At 45.6% G+C, this 18,548-nt stretch carries 15 protein-coding genes; 8 read left to right on the plus strand and 7 right to left on the minus strand.

Going from position 1 to position 18,548, the window contains the following annotated elements:
- The first annotated feature begins 31 nt into the window (after positions 1-31).
- From LX99_RS16115 to LX99_RS16125, 3 genes are all read left to right on the plus strand, one after another.
- Positions 32-1,243, plus strand: a complete 1,212-nt coding sequence (locus LX99_RS16115; RefSeq protein ID WP_109608789.1) for an IscS subfamily cysteine desulfurase — start codon at positions 32-34, stop codon at positions 1,241-1,243.
- Between the two features lie 110 nt (positions 1,244-1,353).
- Positions 1,354-1,767, plus strand: coding sequence for a Fe-S cluster assembly scaffold IscU (gene iscU, locus LX99_RS16120; RefSeq protein WP_022832694.1), 414 nt, complete (start codon positions 1,354-1,356; stop codon positions 1,765-1,767).
- Between the two features lie 130 nt (positions 1,768-1,897).
- Complete coding sequence (locus tag LX99_RS16125; RefSeq protein ID WP_022832695.1) at positions 1,898-2,224, plus strand: HesB/IscA family protein; 327 nt, start codon at positions 1,898-1,900, stop codon at positions 2,222-2,224.
- A 121-nt stretch (positions 2,225-2,345) separates the two neighbouring features.
- On the opposite strand, the gene LX99_RS16130 is transcribed toward LX99_RS16125, so the two are convergent.
- Together LX99_RS16130 and LX99_RS16135 are read right to left on the minus strand one after the other, a co-directional pair.
- A complete protein-coding gene (locus tag LX99_RS16130; RefSeq protein WP_109608790.1) occupies positions 2,346-3,092 on the minus strand; it encodes a nuclear transport factor 2 family protein in 747 nt (248 codons plus the stop codon).
- 336 nt (positions 3,093-3,428) lie between these two features.
- Positions 3,429-4,025: a short chain dehydrogenase gene (locus LX99_RS16135; RefSeq protein ID WP_109608791.1), complete on the minus strand. Its 597-nt coding sequence runs from the start codon at positions 4,023-4,025 to the stop codon at positions 3,429-3,431.
- Between the two features lie 352 nt (positions 4,026-4,377).
- Here LX99_RS16135 and LX99_RS16140 point away from each other — a divergent pair, with 352 nt between their 5' ends.
- Together LX99_RS16140 and LX99_RS16145 are read left to right on the plus strand one after the other, a co-directional pair.
- Positions 4,378-6,288: an AMP-dependent synthetase/ligase gene (locus tag LX99_RS16140; RefSeq protein ID WP_109608792.1), complete on the plus strand. Its 1,911-nt coding sequence runs from the start codon at positions 4,378-4,380 to the stop codon at positions 6,286-6,288.
- Between the two features lie 184 nt (positions 6,289-6,472).
- Entirely contained in the window at positions 6,473-7,675 is a 1,203-nt protein-coding gene (locus LX99_RS16145; protein WP_109608793.1) for a DUF763 domain-containing protein, read from the plus strand.
- 67 nt (positions 7,676-7,742) lie between these two features.
- On the opposite strand, the gene LX99_RS16150 is transcribed toward LX99_RS16145, so the two are convergent.
- A complete protein-coding gene (locus LX99_RS16150; protein ID WP_109608794.1) occupies positions 7,743-8,276 on the minus strand; it encodes a DUF4142 domain-containing protein in 534 nt (177 codons plus the stop codon).
- 254 nt (positions 8,277-8,530) lie between these two features.
- On the opposite strand from LX99_RS16150, the gene LX99_RS16155 reads away from it, so the two are divergent.
- Both LX99_RS16155 and LX99_RS16160 read left to right on the plus strand, forming a co-directional pair.
- A complete protein-coding gene (locus LX99_RS16155; RefSeq protein WP_109608795.1) occupies positions 8,531-10,441 on the plus strand; it encodes an AAA domain-containing protein in 1,911 nt (636 codons plus the stop codon).
- Positions 10,442-10,550: 109 nt separating this feature from the next.
- Positions 10,551-11,588, plus strand: a complete 1,038-nt coding sequence (locus tag LX99_RS16160) for an Atu2307/SP_0267 family LLM class monooxygenase (protein WP_109608796.1) — start codon at positions 10,551-10,553, stop codon at positions 11,586-11,588.
- Here LX99_RS16160 and LX99_RS16165 read toward each other — a convergent pair.
- Together LX99_RS16165 and LX99_RS16170 are read right to left on the minus strand one after the other, a co-directional pair.
- On the minus strand, positions 11,585-12,367 hold the full coding sequence (locus LX99_RS16165; protein ID WP_245927941.1) for an alpha/beta fold hydrolase: 783 nt from the start codon (positions 12,365-12,367) through the stop codon (positions 11,585-11,587). The genes LX99_RS16160 and LX99_RS16165 overlap by 4 nt on opposite strands.
- A 93-nt stretch (positions 12,368-12,460) precedes the next feature.
- Complete coding sequence (locus LX99_RS16170) at positions 12,461-14,128, minus strand: glycoside hydrolase family 9 protein (protein WP_211319038.1); 1,668 nt, start codon at positions 14,126-14,128, stop codon at positions 12,461-12,463.
- Between the two features lie 438 nt (positions 14,129-14,566).
- On the opposite strand from LX99_RS16170, the gene LX99_RS16175 reads away from it, so the two are divergent.
- Positions 14,567-14,908, plus strand: a complete 342-nt coding sequence (locus LX99_RS16175) for a hypothetical protein (protein ID WP_109608836.1) — start codon at positions 14,567-14,569, stop codon at positions 14,906-14,908.
- Between the two features lie 227 nt (positions 14,909-15,135).
- On the opposite strand, the gene LX99_RS16180 is transcribed toward LX99_RS16175, so the two are convergent.
- Both LX99_RS16180 and LX99_RS16185 read right to left on the minus strand, forming a co-directional pair.
- Complete coding sequence (locus LX99_RS16180; RefSeq protein WP_109608799.1) at positions 15,136-16,938, minus strand: beta-N-acetylhexosaminidase; 1,803 nt, start codon at positions 16,936-16,938, stop codon at positions 15,136-15,138.
- Positions 16,939-17,098: 160 nt separating this feature from the next.
- Positions 17,099-18,511, minus strand: coding sequence for a TolC family protein (locus LX99_RS16185; RefSeq protein ID WP_109608800.1), 1,413 nt, complete (start codon positions 18,509-18,511; stop codon positions 17,099-17,101).
- Between the last annotated feature and the right edge of the window lie 37 nt (positions 18,512-18,548).

Here is an 18,548-nt window from a genome sequence, read left to right on the forward strand (position 1 = left end):
TCTTTGTTCTGTTAATATTTCAGAAGGAATTATGAATATCCCAATTTATTTAGATAACAATGCAACTACCCCAATGGATCCAAGGGTTTTGGAAGCCATGATACCATATTTTACGCAAAAATTTGGTAACGCGGCAAGCCGTAACCATGCTTTTGGCTGGGTTGCAGAGGAGGCGGTTGATTACGCACGCGAACAGGTGGCCAAACTGATTGGCGCATCTGAAAAAGAGATCATCTTTACCTCTGGTGCTACAGAATCAGATAACCTGGCTATAAAAGGGGTGTTTGAAATGTATAAAGATAAAGGCAACCACATTATAACCGCGGTTACTGAACATAAAGCTGTGCTTGACGCCTGCAAACACGTTGAAAAAATGGGTGGTAAGGTAACTTATCTACCTGTTAAAGAAGACGGCTTGGTTGACCTTGCCCAATTGGAAGCCGCCATGACCCCCGAAACCATCCTGGTATCGATCATGTATGGTAACAACGAGATTGGTGTGATCCAGCCGGTTAAAGAAATTGCTGCCATTGCTCATAAACATGGCGCTTTATTCATGACTGATGCTACACAGGCGGTTGGCAAAATTCCTGTTGATGTTAACGCCGATGGTATTGACCTGCTGGCCTTATCAGCACATAAAATGTACGGCCCTAAAGGTGTTGGCGCCTTATACGTTCGCCGTAAAGGACCAAGGGTTAAAGTAACCGCCCAGATGGACGGTGGCGGCCACGAGCGCGGCATGCGCTCAGGTACCCTTAACGTGCCGGGCATTGTAGGTTTAGGTAAAGCCTGCGAAATTTGTTTGGAGGAAATGGAAAGCGAAGCAAAACGCCTTTCGGCCCTGCGCGATAAACTACAGGCTGCTTTAACCCAACTGGAAGAAAGCTATGTAAATGGTAACGTTGACCATCGTTTGCCACACGTAGCCAACATTTCATTTAAATATGTTGAAGGCGAAGGTTTGATGATGGCTATGAAAGATCTGGCTGTATCATCAGGTTCGGCCTGTACTTCAGCTTCATTAGAGCCATCGTACGTATTGAAAAGCTTAGGCCTGTCTGATGATCTGGCACATTCTTCAATCCGTTTTGGTTTAGGCCGTTTCACTACCGAAGAAGAAGTTGATTACGCGGTTGAAGTAACCAGGAAAGCCGTAACGCACCTGCGCGAACTTTCACCGCTATGGGAAATGTTTAAAGAAGGTATCGACCTTAACTCGATTGAGTGGGCGGAACATTAATCAGATATGCAGATGTGCAGATTTCAAATGTGCAGATGCTTTCAATAAATAAAAAACGAGTAGAGTTAAATCACTAATTCAATAACTCAATAATTCAATAACTAAAAGACATGGCATATTCAGATAAAGTAATTGATCACTACACTAACCCCCGCAATGTGGGCACTTTGGATAAAAGCAGCCACAAAGTAGGTACCGGCTTAGTTGGTGCACCTGAGTGCGGCGACGTTATGCGCCTGCAGATCCAGGTTGATGATAACAATGTTATCACCGACGCTAAATTTAAAACTTTTGGTTGCGGTTCGGCAATCGCTTCTTCATCTTTAGCTACCGAATGGCTGAAAGGCAAAAGCATTGACGACGCGATGAAAATAGACAATATGGATATTGTTGAGGAACTTGCCCTTCCACCGGTAAAAATTCACTGCTCGGTTTTAGCGGAAGACGCGATCAAGGCAGCGATCAACGATTACCGCGTTAAAAACGGCTTGGCGCCGATTGAAAGCGAAAAAGTACATCACTAAGAAAGACGATAAGATGCAGGAAGCAGGAGATTAAGATTCCTTTTCTTGTATCTTAATTTTAGTGATATGCTCAACAAGAGAACAGGCAAAAATCCTGACTCTTGAATCTAACAATCTTGATTCTTTAAAAATGGTAACTGTAACTGATAAAGCAAAAAGCAAAATAGAACACCTGATGCAGGATGCAGGGCTTGATGCCTCGTATTTTCTGCGTGTATCTGTTCAGGGAGGTGGCTGCTCGGGTTTATCATACAACCTTGATTTTGATAACGAGGAAAAGAAAGGCGATCAGTTTTTTGAAGACCGCGGCATTCGCATGGCTCTCGATATGAAATCGTTCCTTTACCTTGCCGGTACCGAACTTGATTTTTCTGACGGCCTGAACGGTAAAGGTTTCAACTTCCATAACCCTAACGCTACCCGCACCTGCGGTTGCGGAGAAAGTTTTTCGGTATAATTTCAACCTTAAAATATCAAAAAAGAGGCGCGATGAGCGCCTCTTTTTGTTTAAATGCCAGCCGCGGGTTTAGCGCAGTGTAACCCGCGGTGAACTATCATTTCAGTTCTGACTGAAACCCCTAAAACATATCGCCAGGCTTCACCCCCTCAGGGGTTACCTGCTCCACACTCCAGTGCTCAACAATTTTGCTATCAGCCACCCTAAAAATCTCGTACAGAACAAAAGCCTTGTCCAATCGGCCAAACTGCGATTGAACAACCACAAAATCCCCCTCAGCAATCATCCGATGAAGTTTGACATCATGCTTTCCGGCAATGTACCCGGCTAACTTTTTGCCGCTTTGCAAAGTAGCATGATCGTGTTCTATATAGTCGTCGTTAATAAATTGCGCCGCAGACCTGTTATTAATCACCGCTTCATAAAAACGGCTAACAATCGTTTTACTATTTTCGGATAAAACCGCATGGTCAATAGCTGATGTGCCGTTTGTTGCAGTTACCGCCATCCCGCTTTCATCAGGCAAGGACTGTATAGCATCCCAATGTTCGGCAAGCATACCATCTTTAAGTTTAAACAGATCAATCACAGCCATGTGTTTACCCATAAATTGAACGTCCAGATGGGTTACCACAAAATCGCCCTCCTGTATCGCCCTTATCACCGGCGATTTAGCATCTTGAGGCGGAGGGGGTAGAGTTTTCAGATAATTGATCATTTCGGTTATGCCCGCCCTTCCCTGCTTAACTGTCGGGTTGTGCTGTTTATAATCTTCTATTACAAATTCAGGGATTAACTCTGCTTTGCGTTGCCCGACTATTTGTTTATAAAATAACAGTACTTTTTGTTTGTTGCTGATGGAATCCATGTTTAGATATGCTTTTGCAGATGAGCCTAAGCTTGCCAACAGGCAGCAAAAAGCGCACCCCAATACCTGGTAATTTTCATTACCGTGTTAATAAATTGATTGAGAAATTTAGACAATAAAAAACACCGCCGCGAGCTGCAGCGTGTTACCGGACCTGCAAAACAGGCCGGGCCTTAGGCTACCCTTGTTTGATATGTAGAGATAGTAATTATAGGTTGAAGATAGGGAAAGTTTGGAACTGATCAAAAATTATTTCACGTGAAGACGGTAAGACGCTAAACAGGAAAACCTTCGCGCCTTACCAACTTCGTGTGCTTAAAATCTAAAACATGCAAATCAAAACACCTTGATTACCTGCCCGGTTATCGCCCCCAAAACGCTTTTAACATAAGCATTGGCTACCTTATCCATAGCTACCGGCTCATGCCCCGGAAAATATTCAAAATAACCCGGCGAATCTTCAACCACGCCCGGGCTAACCGCATTGATCCGTACGCCATTTTGCAATTCAATAGCCGCACCTATTACAAATGAATTTAAACCACCATTAATAGCACCGAGGTTTACACCATTAACAACAGGATCTTCAGAAAGGATTCCGGAGGTTAGCGTGAACGAACCTTTGGGATTGATATAATGCTGGCCAATTAAAACCAGGTTCACCTGCCCTAACAGCTTGCTTTCAATTCCCTTTTTAAAATCGGCGGGCGTGGTGCTGCTTAACGGACCAAAGTGCCCCGAGCCTGTGGTGCTCACCAACGCGTCAAAGGGGCCAACCTGTTTGTAAAACGCTTCGATAGATTCGGGCGATGTGATATCTAATTGAAAAGCGCCGCTCTTTGATCCGGCGGTAATAATTTCATGCTTGCCCTGTAGGGCTTGGGTAACTTTTTTACCTATGGTACCCGAGGCACCGATAATGATTATTTTCATAGTTGCGTATTTTAGCACAAAATAGCAAACCCGAGAATAAATCACAATCGATAAAAAGTAAACAATCGGATTTATCAAATCTCTCCAGGGGAATCGCTTTTAACATTTTTGTAAACGCACTCCAATGTGATGGCCTTGATATGCAATGACAAAAGGACCAATTTGACATGCTGAACGCAGTTAAACATCTTATCCGCCCTGTAAGCAGGCGACTTTGCAACCCGCAGAAGATATTTCGCTATCGCTCAATATGACAAATAAGTTTAAAAGCGATTTCCCTGCAATTCCCTCTGTCAATGTTTTATTTATAAAAAATAGGATTAGATTTGTCTTTAATATCCAATTATAATCAATGACCAACAATCCCGAACTATTAACTGTTCCGAGTTTTATTCGTAATACCGTTGCCAATATCCACTCCTTAGATCATACCTTTTTACTTCACAAGGTTAAAGATGAGTGGGTAGAGATCAGCTATGGCGAAGTTTTGGAAAAGGTAGACGCTATTTCGGCCTGGTTCCTCCATATCGGCATTAAAAAGGGCGACAGGCTTTCGCTGATCATTGAAAATGGACCGAATTATGTTTATTATGACCAGGCCCTGCAACAAATAGGCGCGGTTAACACTTCCATATATCCCACCCTTACCGAAAATGAGATCGAGTACATCCTGAACGATTCGGGTGCGCGCACCATTATTTGCGGTAACCCTTTCCTGTTCAGAAAAGTATTAAAAGTAGCCAATAACTGCCCGGAACTGATCCGCCTGATCCCGGCTTTTGAAGATTATGAAAAGTTCAGTGACAAGATAAACCTGAACGCCGGGGTTATTGGTTTTGAAGAAGTAATTGAACAGGGCCACAAGCTGATTGAACAATACCGTCATGCCATTAACGCCGCACGTGAAGCCATTTTAACTACCGATACTTCGTGCCTCATCTATACATCGGGCACCACTGGCATACCTAAAGGCGTGGTGTTAACACACCATAACCTAACGCAAAACGCCATCAACAGCCTCATCCAGATCCCTTTTGTTGAAAAAACAGACAGGTTTCTATCCTTCCTGCCGCTGTCGCATGTATTTGAGCGCACAATCTATCATATAGCTATCTACCGCGGGTCGCAGATAGCCTTTGCTCAAAGCCTTGAATTACTGGCTAAAAATATGGCCGAGGTTAAGCCAACCATACTTTGCTGTGTGCCAAGGTTACTGGAGCGCATTCATGATCGCGCCATTAAAACGGGTACATCTGCAGGCGGCATCAAAACCAAAATTTTCCTTTGGGCTTTTGAAATTGGTAAAAAAGTACGCCTGGCGCAGGAGGCAGGCAAAACTCCCGGCGCTATCCTGAAAGCCAAACACGGCATTGCAGAAAAACTGGTATTCAGCAAAATAAAGGAAAAAACAGGCGGAAGGTTAAAATTCATGGTATCGGGCGGTGGTGCATTACCTAAAAATATCGGCGAGTTTTTTGGCGATCTCGGCATCGTGATCTTAGAGGGCTTCGGCTTAACCGAAACATCACCGGTAATGGCTGTTACCGAGCGCCACAGGGTTATTTATGGCACGGTTGGCCGCATTATTCCAGGTATTGAGGTAGCTATACAAAACGTGGATACCAAACAGATCTACAGCATCCAAACCCACGATAACTTTAAAGAAGATACGCTTACCGAAGAAGGCGAAATTATTGTACGCGGCCACTGCGTAATGAAAGGCTATTGGAACAAGCCCGAAGAAACCGCCAACGTAATTGATAGTCATGGCTGGTTCCACACCGGAGATATCGGCAGGTTTTTCCGCGGGAATCTCCAGATTACCGACAGGCTTAAAAATATGCTGGTAAACGCCTATGGTAAAAACATTTACCCAACCCCGGTTGAAAACACCTACCTTAAAAGCCCTAAAATTGAACAGGTATTTTTAGTGGGCGATAAACGCGAGTACATTACCGCCATCGTAGTGCCGGCCAAAGAAACGCTACAGGAAGCATTTAACCTTAACGATGAATTTTTCCAAAAAACCGACCTGTTTATCAATGAAAAAGAAATAGTAGACTGGATTGGTGCCGACATCCGCAAGTACGGCAACGAACTGGCCAAGTTTGAGCGCATCAAAGCTTTCAAGGTAAAACGCAACCTGTTCAGCATTGAAGAGGGCGAGCTTACCCCTACCATGAAGGCTAAACGTAAAGTGATCGAAAAAAAATTCGCTGCTGATATTGATGAAATGTACGCAGGCGAAGCGGAGGAAGATTAATTTGGGGGATTATACCGATTGATTTAGGATTACGCCGATTCAAGTGTCGGGTAGATTGTTTTGATCAACAACTTAAATGGCGTAGACTCAAATCTGCGGCATCCTTGTTTTCATAATTTCAATAAAATCGGTGCAATCAATTCTCAATCGGTGTAATCCAAAAGAAAATACTAAATTTGTTAGTATGAAGCGATCCGGCAGTGCTGACTTACCTTTACACTATGGCTCCGTACCCCAATGGCTTGCCGAACGGATGGCTAAGCTTGGCCTCGCCGTGGTGGAATCCATTATAATGGATTATGGTAAGGAAGAGGTACTTACCCGCCTGAGCGATCCCTTCTGGTTTCAAAGCCTTGGCGCGGTGATGGGGATGGATTGGCATTCATCGGGCATTACAACTTCGGTGATGGGTGCTTTAAAAAAAGCCATCAACCCGCACAGCAAAGCGTTAGGCATTTATATTTGCGGCGGCAAAGGCAAGCATTCTACGCAAACACCTGCCGAATTACTTAAAGTTGGCGAAACTACCGGACTTGATGCCAATTACCTGGTTAAATGCAGTAAGCTGAGCGCTAAGGTTGATAATACCGCCATCCAGGATGGTTTCCAGCTGTACACCCATAATTTTATTTTAAGCGATACCGGCAAATGGGCCGTTGTACAACAGGGTATGAGCGATGCCAGCCGCACAGCCCGCCGTTACCATTGGCATTCGGAACAACTGAATTCTTTTGTTGATGACCCGCATACTTTTATTTATGGGAAGAACAGCGGCTATATCCTCAACCTGACGGATAAGCATGCCGATACTTCGCGTGCGGGTGTGATGCAGATAGCGGCCGAAAATCCGGCGACAATGATCAATGAAATCAATAAACTGGTAATGCCGGCTCATCACGAAGTACACACCAAAGATGTTGATTTGAAGCGCCTGGGAGCGGTGCTTTGGCTGGCGCATGAAAAACAGCCAAAGGATTTTGAAGAGCTTTTGCTATTGCAGGGTCTGGGGCCGCGCACCTTACAATCGCTGGCTTTGGTTAGCGAGGTAATTCATGGTACGCCATCACGGTTTAAAGACCCCGCCCGGTTTTCATTTGCCCATGGCGGTAAGGACGGCGCGCCTTTCCCTGTACCTACCAAAGTTTATGATGAAACGCTGGGCGTTTTGCAAAATGCCATTCACAGGGCAAAACTGGGTAACAGTGATAAAAATGAAGCTATTAAACGCCTTTCAAAAATAGCGGAGAACGCCGAAAAGGACTTTACGCCCAATGCCAATTTTGATAAAGTGATTGAACAGGAACGAAACGACTCCTGGAAATACGGAGGGCGTACAGTGTTTGGTAAAGCTAAACCACCGGCCGAGCCGCAACTGAAATTATTTTAAGGTGCTGATCAGTTGTAACACCACGCTGTCACGGGTTTCCAACCCACGGCGGTAGCGTAGAAGCGTTTTATTTCAAAGTGCTACTGATCAACTTAGCCGAATCTAAATGTGCCTGTAAACCCGGCAACATCTTTTTCGCAAAATCAGCCACGGCAGTGTTGCGTTTATCGTCGGTTACGGTTTTATAAAGTGCTATCTGATCGGTATGATCTTCAATAACCATTTGAATATAAGCCTTATCAAATGCGCCTGCTTTTTTAACCTCCAAATCTTTGATCTGTTGCCCGTGGATCGGTGTAATGGCGATGGAGTCCTTTACTGCGTTATCTATCCTGAGTTTCTTAAAATCATCGGCAAGCATCGTATGGTCGTCTATCATGAGTTTGGCAAACTGGATAACGCGTTGGTTTTTAGAGTTGGCTATTGCCAATCCGGATGCTTTTACCGAAGCGATGCTTGATTCTTCGCCGCTTTTAATAAAGTTTACCGAAGTATCGTCGGCCTGTTTGGTATTGTAATTGTTTGCCCGGCGGTTACTCTCGCAAGCCTGCAAAACACCCAAAAGGGCCAGGCAAATAAGTAGATAGGATGATCGGCGCATGGTAGTAGTATTTATTATACAAGTTAAACAAAAAAATATGGTTGTAGTTTGGTTTGGCCTATATCACAGGTAAATCGCTTGTAAAATAGAGTTGCAATTACTTACGCGAAAAAGCCTCACCCCAGCCCTCTCCTTTGGAGAGGGCTGGGGTGAGGTCTCTTAAAGGCTACACTCTGGATGTCTTTTAAATTCGATTTACCTGCCTATATCACCATCTTTTACGCTAAGCCGTGGGGCAATGTTATCTTTGCCGAATGGATTATTTTGAAAAACTGCTCGCCCTGTTGCAAACCGAACAGGACGAAGACAGGCAGGCGTACCTCAAACAAACGGAAACATCATCAAATGCCGAACGCCGGGCGGCCGGGCTTACCTGGTACCCGGTAGCTATCAGGGGAAGCGAAATTGGCCGTGGTGATTATTTAACCGTGGAGGTTGAGCGCCCGTCACACCAGGATGTTGCACACCAGTTCAGGTTCGGGGCTTCGGCGGCGCTATTTTCAAACCACGATCCCAAAGCCGACCGTATTAACGGCACCGTAGCCTACCAGGGTGGCGACCGCCTCAAACTTACCCTAAACACCGACGAACTCCCCGACTGGACCCGTCACGGCAAATTAGGCATCGACCTGTTATTTGATGATAACAGCTACGATGAAATGCGTAAAGCGCTCAAAGCCGCCGCGAAACTCATCGACGATCAAAAACAAGGGGCTTTAGCACGTGTCCTCACGGGCAAACAATCGCCGGTTTTCACGTCCGAAATAAAACACTACCCGATAAATAATCTCAACGCGTCGCAGCAGGAGGCAGTTAACAAGATCATCGACGCGCAACAACTTGCCATAGTACACGGCCCGCCGGGCACTGGTAAAACAACCACATTGGTTCAGGCTATCAAAGCCCTCATCAAACAAAATGGCCAGCAAATCCTGGTAACGGCGCCCAGCAATACCGCCGTAGATTTATTAAGCGAGAAACTAAGTCTTGAGGGCCTAAACGTACTGAGGATAGGTAACCCGGCAAGGGTATCGGAAAGGCTGATGGCTTTAACCTTAGATAGTAAGATCAGCGCCCATGCAGACATGAAGGAGATCAAAAAGCTGAAAAAGCAGGCCTCCGAATACAAAAACATGGCGCACAAATACAAGCGCAACTTTGGCAAAGCGGAACGCGACCAACGTAAAGCCCTGTTCGATGCCGCGCACCAGCTGATTAAAGAGGTTGATAAAACAGAACAGTTTATTACAGACGACCTGCTCAACAAAGCCCAGGTGGTTACCGCAACTTTAGTAGGGGCTAATCACTACACTATCCGCGACCGGAAATTCCACACTGTTATCATTGATGAGGCCGGGCAATCGCTCGAGTCGGCCTGCTGGATCCCGGTACTGAAAGCGGAAAAGCTGATCCTTGCCGGCGATCATTTGCAGCTTCCGCCCACCATCAAATCGCAACAGGCGGCTAAAGATGGGCTAAGTATTACCCTGCTCGAAAAATGCGCAGCTTTATACCCCGAGGCCGTTGTTTTGCTGGATGAACAGTACAGGATGAATGAAGCTATTATGGGCTTTTCGTCCAAAGAGTTTTATGAGAGCAGGTTGAAAGCAAACCAATTGGTGGCAAACCGGTTATTGTTCCCGGGCGATATACCGGTGAGCTTTATTGATACCGCGGGAAGCGGCTTCGATGAAAAGCAGGAAGGTACCAGTACCGCCAATCCAGAGGAAGCGGCATTTCTGTTCAGGCATCTGCGTAAACTAACCGGTGAATTGAAAGATCATTACACATCAGAAGATTTCCCGACCATAGCGGTGATATCCCCCTATAAGGAGCAGATCAGGATCATGAACCAGCTATTGATTGATTCGCCTGAACTGTTGCCTTATGCGGGCAAAATTTCTGTCAATACCATAGACAGCTTCCAGGGCCAGGAACGGGATGTGGTTTACATTAGTCTTACGCGCAGCAATGCCGATGGCGAGATTGGTTTTTTGAGTGATATCCGCAGGATGAACGTAGCCATGACCCGTGCGCGCAAAAAACTGGTAGTTATTGGCGATAGCTCCACCCTTGCCTATTCGTCATTTTATGCCGACATGATAGGTTATACTGAGCAGCTAAACGGTTATCAAAGTGTTTGGGATTATGCCGGTGATGATTAAGCTGAGATATGATCGTCATAAGCTATTACAAATTGATGATAGAGTCATCCGTTAAATAAAAGGTAAATTTGAAAAATGCCCGGCTACTGGCCGACAATACTATCAACATATGGAATTAGGAATAAGCACCTTCGGCGAGGTACATCCGGATGGTAAAAGCGGCGGTGCCGTAAATGCCCACAAGCGGGTACAGGAATTATTGGAAGAAGTAAAACTGGCTGATGAAGTTGGCCTTGATGTTTATGCCTTCGGCGAACACCACCGGCCGGACTTTGTGGTTTCCGCTCCGGAAATCATGATCTCGGCCGCAGCTGCTATCACCAAAAACATCCGCTTATCAAGTTCGGTTACCGTACTCAGCTCTGCCGACCCGGTACGCACATTTCAAAACTTCGCCACTGCCGACCTCGTTTCCAATGGCCGTGTGGAGATGATTGCCGGTCGTGGTTCATTTATCGAATCGTTTCCATTGTTTGGTTTCGATCTGGATGATTACGATGAGCTTTTTACCGAAAAACTGGAACTGTTTTTACAGATCAACAAGCAGGAAATTGTTTCGTGGAAAGGAAACCTGCGCGCGCCTTTACGTAACCAGGGCGTATACCCACGTCCGCTGCAAAAGGAAATACCCGTTTGGATAGGCGTTGGCGGCACACCTGCCTCCGCGAAGCGCGCCGGAACCTTAGGCCTTCCCATGATTATCGCTATTTTAGGCAGCGCGCCAAAACATTTTGTAACTTTTGTTGAACTCTACCGCGAATCGGCAGCTAAAGCCGGGCACGACGTAAGCAAGCTTCAACTGGGTATCAGTTCCCAGTTTTATTTAGCCGAAAACCAGCAACAGGCGGCAGATGAATTTTACCCAAGCTACGAAGCGCTCATGACCCGCGTTGGCCGCGACAGGGGCTGGTCGCCCATGACGAGGGATCAGTTTGAATACCTCCGCGATTTCGGTCCGCTGGTTGTTGGCGATCCAAACCATGCGGTAGACAAGATTATGGCACAATACGAGCTTTTTGGCAATACCCGGTTTATGGCGCAATTGGTTACCGGCCATACTCCCCACAAGGATATTTTAAAAGCTATAGAAATTTATGGAACCCGGGTAGCGCCGGTTGTGCGTAGGGAAACAGGTGCAAGGGCCTAAGCTTTTGCACCTGTTAAAAATTCCTCAATAATAGTTATCGCAGGATAATTTCCGCCGGCAGTCTCTTCTACTTCGCCAATATAATCGCCATGCCCGGCAGGCAATATACATAACTGCGCGTTTGGCAACGTTCGATATAATTCGAGGGAATGCTCAGGGGTAATCACATCTTTATCACCGGCTATCACCAGGGCGGGCATGGTAATGGAGCGGATAGCATCATCGCTCCAATCCTCAAAAGCCAGCATCCGGTCACGGTCGCGGGCATGCATCGTTTCCAAAGCTGCCTGATCATTGTTGATAGCCAGGAAAGCATCCTTTAAAGGTTGGGGCATATTGTCCAAGCTGGCATTCGGCATAAAATCCCAAAAGCCGGGTATAAATCCGTTGCGCTTATAAAACGACGAAGCGATCACAATTTTATGAACCAGTTGAGGGTGCCTGATAGCCAGTTGCATCGCAGTATTACCACCATTACTAAAACCCATAACATCGGCCTGCCCAATACCAATGCTTTTTAACAGCGCGGCAACATCATCGGCATCCTGTTCAAAAGAAGTAGGCACTCCCCTGTCGGGTGTACGGCCATGCGCCTGCAGGTCGACTGCTATTACCTGGTGATTTTGAGCCAACAGGTGCAGCACCCTGCCAAAGGTAACATACATATCAGAGCCACCTCCATGAATCAATACCAGCGGGAAGCCTGCGCCATGAATTTCATAATACATTGTAAGGCCGTTAACTACGGCGTAATTACCGGCAGCATTTGTTTGTGTCATATCCATAGGTTTTTATTTCAATACAAACTTAATGGTATGAAGATAAGGTTCCCGGCGGTGATTGCGACAAATTGAGGTATAAAAAGATTATAGCTATTGTGCCATGGCTGTAACAGCCTGCAGATACCATGCGGCATGGGGTAGCCACTGCTCTGTCCACCGCCACTCGTTGCCATCATCCTTCATTTTAAAATCGATGCCGCTGCCATCCGCGTTTTTCCCGGTGATCCCGTTAGAAATGCCGCCTTTACCCGAGCCATGACCAAAATTGGAACTCATGTACGGAACATTATTTTTGCCAAACCGGTACATAAAACACATCTGGTAAGGGTTACAGCCTAAAATCCAGGCCACCTGGTGCGATGCATATTGGGCCAGTTCCTTTTTTACCCCCCATCCGCCTTTTTCCGGATAAACCAACCTGCCCCCTACCAAAGCCGCTGTAGCCAGCGAAGCCAGGCGGGCATTTTCGCCCTGCCACCACCAACCGGTTTCATTTTCATGAGGAATAAAGAAACCATCCTTTACCGCGCCTTTAAACTTAAACGACTGGCGCGCATAGCCAAAAGGGTTATCTACATTGGCTGTAACGTTCAGGTTATAATCCAAAGCTTTTTTAATGGTTGATAAAGCCGTTGCTCGTTTGTCGCTTTCTTTTTCTTTATCTAAATATCGGGCTAAAGCAACAATGGGCATCCCGGCATCTGATGCGTGCCAAAAAGGTCTGTCGGCATCATCGGCTATAAAATGACCGGCCGGACTCATTCTTTTAACGAGGTTTTGCGCACGTTTACGGGCCTCCTCGCGATAAAACGTACTGTCTGTGGCTATCCATAGCTCGGTGGCCGCCATCAGGGCGCAGTAATCGTCGATTATATTTTCCTTGCCATTGTCATCATATTTGGTATTGTTTACCAACAGATGAGCGAAAGCGCGTTTTGCCGCGTCAAGATATTCGGCAGATTTAAAATCACCATCTTTTTTTAATTGTGAGATACGGGCAAGCGACGCTATGGCCATGCCTCCGCCTTCGCGAAAGGCTGCCTGGTATTCATCCGTGGTAACGCTGTTGGCCTTTAACCCCACCACGCGGCGGGCCTTAGGGTCTTTATTAAAATAGCTGAATACGATCATGTAAAAATAATCGTCTTTTGACAGGGCCCGCATCATATAATCAGCCCCCCACAGGGCTTCGTTTACCATACCATCATAAACCTGCAATTTATTCAATAATCCCGGCGCGGTTTCAACCGTGTTGATCATTGACCAGGTGACCAGCGGGATTTGCTGCGGCGACATAAAGTTGGCATAAGCCAGATGCGAAAAATATTTACTTACATCGCCAGATGCATCGCACCAGCCGCCACGTAAATCAACCGTCTTATCACTGCCGTAAAGCCGCACAGCCGAATCGGCCTTCCACTCGGAAGGGGTATTGGCCCGCTGCCTCTTATAGTAGCTCAATACCGACGGAATGGTGGTAACGGCCAACGCATTATCTTTTATTTCAAACCAATCGGATACCGATTTGCCAATTGCTATCCTGTATTTGCCATCTATTTTAAAAACCGAAAAATCGGCCTGGTAAAAGCTGGCACCTTTTGCCCATTCTTCAACATGTAATACTGCGCTTAGCTTTCCTGTAAAAAGCGCCTTACCTGCTGCATTTTGCAATTGGAAAGTTGTGCTGGAGTTAAACTTAGCATCGTTTCGAACAACAATAGTTTTGACTCCGCGAGCATCATAAGCTACCTGGTTCATATAAAAAACAGGATCGGCTTTGCAAAGGCAGCAAAATAGGACAAAGAAAATTGAAAGGATAATTTGACGTGTTAACAGGTTCATGTAAATGCGGTTTAAATGGCAATGCCGAATGGGCGCAATTTACAGCATTTATAAACCCTGCGTTATTGACGTGCTGAAAACCTGCCCCTAATTTACCACTACAAAAGCTATTTGCCGCTGGTTACGCTGTATCAAACCTGCGCCAGTAATATTTAGCATATAAAAACAATCTGATACCACTTCTCTTTATTACCCATTTTATTTAAGTAACTTTGAAGCTAATGAGAATCAGCTGCGGCTCGTCTTCATAAAACACAGTCGAAACATTTAAGGAGATTCATATCCTCCTGAACTTAATAACCTAAAGGCCCTTGTATGAAAAACTGCAAGGGCCTTTGCTTTTACAAAAAAATCATGGACGAAAGAAGTTATTTAGCCACCTGGCAAAAGTATGTGCCGGTTATCCGCCTGCACATTAAAAGGAGCATTACAGAAGATCAACAGTTTAAGTTAAACATTACCGATTTTGAATCGGCCGGCGATAAAGGAAAATCTGGCTACATGTTTAATATTAATATTGAAGATGGTAAGGCAACCAACAAAATCAGCACATCGGCCGTTGCGCGCGATTTGTATGAGTTATTGAAAGCCGATGAAGTGATCAGGGGGATGCTTAAAGATAAAAACGTAAAGATAAGCGTTGGCAAATCATTCATTCTTAATATCAAAACCACGCATCTATCTTCGTACAGGTAGGCAATTGTAATGGCATAAAAAGGAAATAGCCATTAATTGGTTATTTATCTGCCGCGGGTTTAGTGCGGCGTAACCCGTGGTTGGCCATTACTTAAGTTTATAACTTAAATCCCACTCGGGTCAGAGACCCGAACTATTTTACACCAGTTTAGCGCAGGAAATGCTTTAAAATGAAAGGTTCTGCTTTCCCTTGGGAACACAGACCTTTTCATTTTTACAACAATGTATTATTTTTTCTTTTTATGCGGTAACTTGTGGCTTTTGCCTGAAGAAGAAGATTTTTTTGAAGAGGATGATCTTTTCGAAGACGAATGGTTTGAAGACGAATGTTTTGAAGATGAATGCTTCGACGAAGAATGGCTTTTTTTTGAAGATCTTCCATGCCTCCGCCTGCGGGGTCTGTCCTCATCACTATAATCAACCGATTCGGGCTTTGGCATCCTCCTGATCTTCGGACCAAAATCTATCGCCTCATCATGGAAAAACTTATCAAAGGGATTAAAATAGTAGATATTCGCGGCATCATAAATCTTGATGCTCGCTTTTAAGCGGTTATCAAATGCCTCTTCATCTTTCAGCTCCGGCGCTGTCCAGCCGGCTTCAGCCAAACCGGCTATACGAGGAAACAGCATAAAATCCAACCGCTTCTCAGAAGCGATCATCTCAGTCCAGATATTAGCCTGTACGCCTATAATCTGTTTGGATTGCAAGTCCTCATTATTTTGCATCGATTTTTCAGGGAAACAATAAACGCTGCCAACGGTGTTATAAACACCTTTCCAACGGCGGCCCGATAAATGATCGGCATCCTGCACAAAATCAAAATACATGGGCAGGCGCGGGCAAAGCACAACCTGGTAGCCTTTTTGTATGGCTAAATGTAACTGGCCGGGCAGGTTTTGCCGCCACCAAAAAATAATGGTTTTATCGGCAGGGAGGTTTGTACCGGTAGCCTCGTCCCAGGCTAAAACCTTGCTGCCTGTGGCAAGGGCCGTATCGGCAACCCGTTTAAAGAAATAGCGCTCCAACTCGCCAACATCAGCAAAGTTATTTTTCTGCATAAAAGCGGCAATCGAGGGGTTTAACGACCAGGCCTTTACGCCTAAAGCCACCTCATCGCCGCCAAGGTGCATCATTTTAGATGGGAATAATGCGGTTGTTTCTTTAATGATATCGCCTAAAAATTGATAAGTGCTATCTATTGCAGGGTTGAAGGTGAAATCTTCGTAGCCCTCAACACTACCGCCACTAAACTGCGGGTAGGCCCTGTTGGCTGCCGTAGCGTGCCCGGGCATATCAATCTCCGGGATCACAGCGATCGACCTTTCGGCCGCATACGCTACAATCTCCTTAACCTGGGCCTGGGTGTAATACTGCGGATCAGCATTGGGGTCGGTATGGTTGCCCCTGCCGCCAATTAAGGTGAGCTTAGGATATTTTTTTATCTCCAGCCGCCAGCCTTGCGCATCGGTAAGGTGCCAGTGAAATTTATTCAGCTTGTAGTAAGCCATCCAATCCAGAATCTGTTTCACCTTTTCCATGCCGAAAAAGTGACGGGATTCGTCCAGCATCAATCCCCGCCACTGATAACGCGGTGCATCTGTAATAGCAAGCGCCTGTAAACTGATGGTCTCGCCCCTGGGCTGATCACGAAGTAACTGTAATAATGACATCGCCCCATAAAATACCCCATCGCGGTTTGATGCGGACACGGTAATTTCTTCGGGAGATATTTTTAAGGAGTAAGCGCCGGGTGTAGGATCGCCGTTGGTGAGTAAAAAATGAATAAGGCTGCCCGCGTCTTTATTATCTACATTGAGTGTTAAACCGGTTGATTGGTTTACCTGCTTCTGAAAATACCGGGCCACAGGCAACAGCGATGCGTCATTTACACCAACTGTACACCGGTTATTGAAACTGAATTGCCCGGTACCGGCTGCAACCAACTTAGGCTGAGGGATTATATTGATATTTTGCGCCTTAAGCGAACCGCAAAACAAAATAAATACAAGTACGAATTTAATTTTCATTACAAAACAGCTCAAATCATTTTGGGCTGCTATGATATGAATTTTCTTTTAAATTGTTGTTATTACATTTGTAACAAAACGCGAAATAGTACCATTAAAAACAGAAAACGGCGCTGATCACTCAGTGCCGTTTTCCGCTTTTACAAAAGGTGGAACAAGCTTATTTCCAACCGCCACCCAATGAGCGGTAAAGCTCGGCGTTGGCGCTTAACTGGGCCATTTTAATAGAGGCCAGCTCCAGTTCGCCCTGCAATACATTACTTTGGGCGGTTATTACTTCAAGGTAATTTGCCAGGCCGTTTTTAAACAACATGCTGGCATTGCTGGTAGCCTGTTGCAGTGTTTTAACACGGTTGGCAGCTATAGTTTGTTGCTCTTTCAGTTTCTGCAACCTTACCAAAGCATCAGATACTTCGCCAACAGCATTCAGTACCGACTGGCGGAACTGGATCACTGTTTTTTCGCGTTCAACCCTGGCTACCTCATACTGGGTGCGTAATTGCTTACGCTGAAATAAAGGCTGCGTTAAGCCACCGGCCACCGTGCCAAAAAGCGAGGCCGGAATATTAAACCAGTTGCTCGATTTAAAGGAATTTAAACCTCCCTGGCCGGTAATGGTTAATGATGGATAAAGCTGCGCTTTTGCAATACCTACCCTGGCATTGGCAATGCTTAAAGCCAGCTCCGAGCTGCGAACATCGGGCCTGCGGCTTACCATTGCTGATGGTACACCAGCCGAAAGTGTTTCCGGGAAGGATATATCGTTAAGCCTTGCGCTGCGTTCAATGGCGTCAGGTAATTTACCGGCTAAAATGCTCAATCCATTTTCCTGCACATTTATGTCGCGCTCAAACTGGGGTACCAATTGCGCGGCGGCCTCTAACTGGGCCTGGGCCTGTTGTACCCCTAAAAGTGTAACCTGCCCGGCATCGTATTGCAACTTGATAATGCGTAAAGTGCTGTCGTTCAGTTTTACGTTTTTCTTAGCAATTTCCAGCTGCTCGTCAAGCATCAGCAGGTTATAATAACCTTGCGATACATTTGATACGATATTGGTTTGGATGGCTCTTTTGGCCTCGGTTGTTTGCAGGTACAGGGCTAAAGCCTCGCGGTTTTGGCTGCGGATTTTGCCCCAGATATCAGCTTCCCAGGATAAGGCGAGGTTGGCATTATAATCTTCGATATGTTTAGTGCCGATACCATATTGTTTAATGCTTAAACCGTTGATGCTGTTATCAGACGGACGGTTGGTACTGGCGGTAACATTTAAACCAACTGATGGCGCGTAATTCCATTTAACCTGTTTAAACTGCAATTCGGCCTGTTCAATATTTTTAACAGCTACCTGCATATCATAGTTTTTAACTATGGCGCTGTCAATCAGTTTCTGCAGGGTGGCATCGGTAAAAAAGTTTTTCCATTGCAGGTCGGCAATGCTGCTGGTATCGCCGGTGGCCACCGCGTTCCTGAAGGTTTCAGGTTGCGCGTCGGTTGGCGTAGCAACATCTTTTGAAACTTTACAGCCCGCCAGCACTACCAGTGCAATGGCCAGACTGCTTAATATATTTTTCATTGTTGTATCTTTTTTAAACCACCGCGGGTATGCTTAA

The organism is Mucilaginibacter oryzae (assembly GCF_003148845.1).
Lineage (GTDB): Bacteria > Bacteroidota > Bacteroidia > Sphingobacteriales > Sphingobacteriaceae > Mucilaginibacter > Mucilaginibacter oryzae.

Coding starts and splice junctions, on each gene's coding strand:
- LX99_RS16140 (WP_109608792.1), top strand. CDS start 4,378: ATGACCAACAATCCCGAACTATTAACTGTTCCGAGTTTTATTCGTAAT.
- iscU (WP_022832694.1), top strand. CDS start 1,354: ATGGCATATTCAGATAAAGTAATTGATCACTACACTAACCCCCGCAAT.
- LX99_RS16155 (WP_109608795.1), top strand. CDS start 8,531: ATGGATTATTTTGAAAAACTGCTCGCCCTGTTGCAAACCGAACAGGAC.
- LX99_RS16130 (WP_109608790.1), bottom strand. CDS start 3,092: ATGGATTCCATCAGCAACAAACAAAAAGTACTGTTATTTTATAAACAA.
- LX99_RS16135 (WP_109608791.1), bottom strand. CDS start 4,025: ATGAAAATAATCATTATCGGTGCCTCGGGTACCATAGGTAAAAAAGTT.
- LX99_RS16125 (WP_022832695.1), top strand. CDS start 1,898: ATGGTAACTGTAACTGATAAAGCAAAAAGCAAAATAGAACACCTGATG.
- LX99_RS16170 (WP_211319038.1), bottom strand. CDS start 14,128: ATGAACCAGGTAGCTTATGATGCTCGCGGAGTCAAAACTATTGTTGTT.
- LX99_RS16180 (WP_109608799.1), bottom strand. CDS start 16,938: ATGAAAATTAAATTCGTACTTGTATTTATTTTGTTTTGCGGTTCGCTT.
- LX99_RS16115 (WP_109608789.1), top strand. CDS start 32: ATGAATATCCCAATTTATTTAGATAACAATGCAACTACCCCAATGGAT.
- LX99_RS16150 (WP_109608794.1), bottom strand. CDS start 8,276: ATGCGCCGATCATCCTATCTACTTATTTGCCTGGCCCTTTTGGGTGTT.
- LX99_RS16165 (WP_245927941.1), bottom strand. CDS start 12,367: ATGACACAAACAAATGCTGCCGGTAATTACGCCGTAGTTAACGGCCTT.
- LX99_RS16160 (WP_109608796.1), top strand. CDS start 10,551: ATGGAATTAGGAATAAGCACCTTCGGCGAGGTACATCCGGATGGTAAA.
- LX99_RS16175 (WP_109608836.1), top strand. CDS start 14,567: ATGGACGAAAGAAGTTATTTAGCCACCTGGCAAAAGTATGTGCCGGTT.
- LX99_RS16185 (WP_109608800.1), bottom strand. CDS start 18,511: ATGAAAAATATATTAAGCAGTCTGGCCATTGCACTGGTAGTGCTGGCG.
- LX99_RS16145 (WP_109608793.1), top strand. CDS start 6,473: ATGAAGCGATCCGGCAGTGCTGACTTACCTTTACACTATGGCTCCGTA.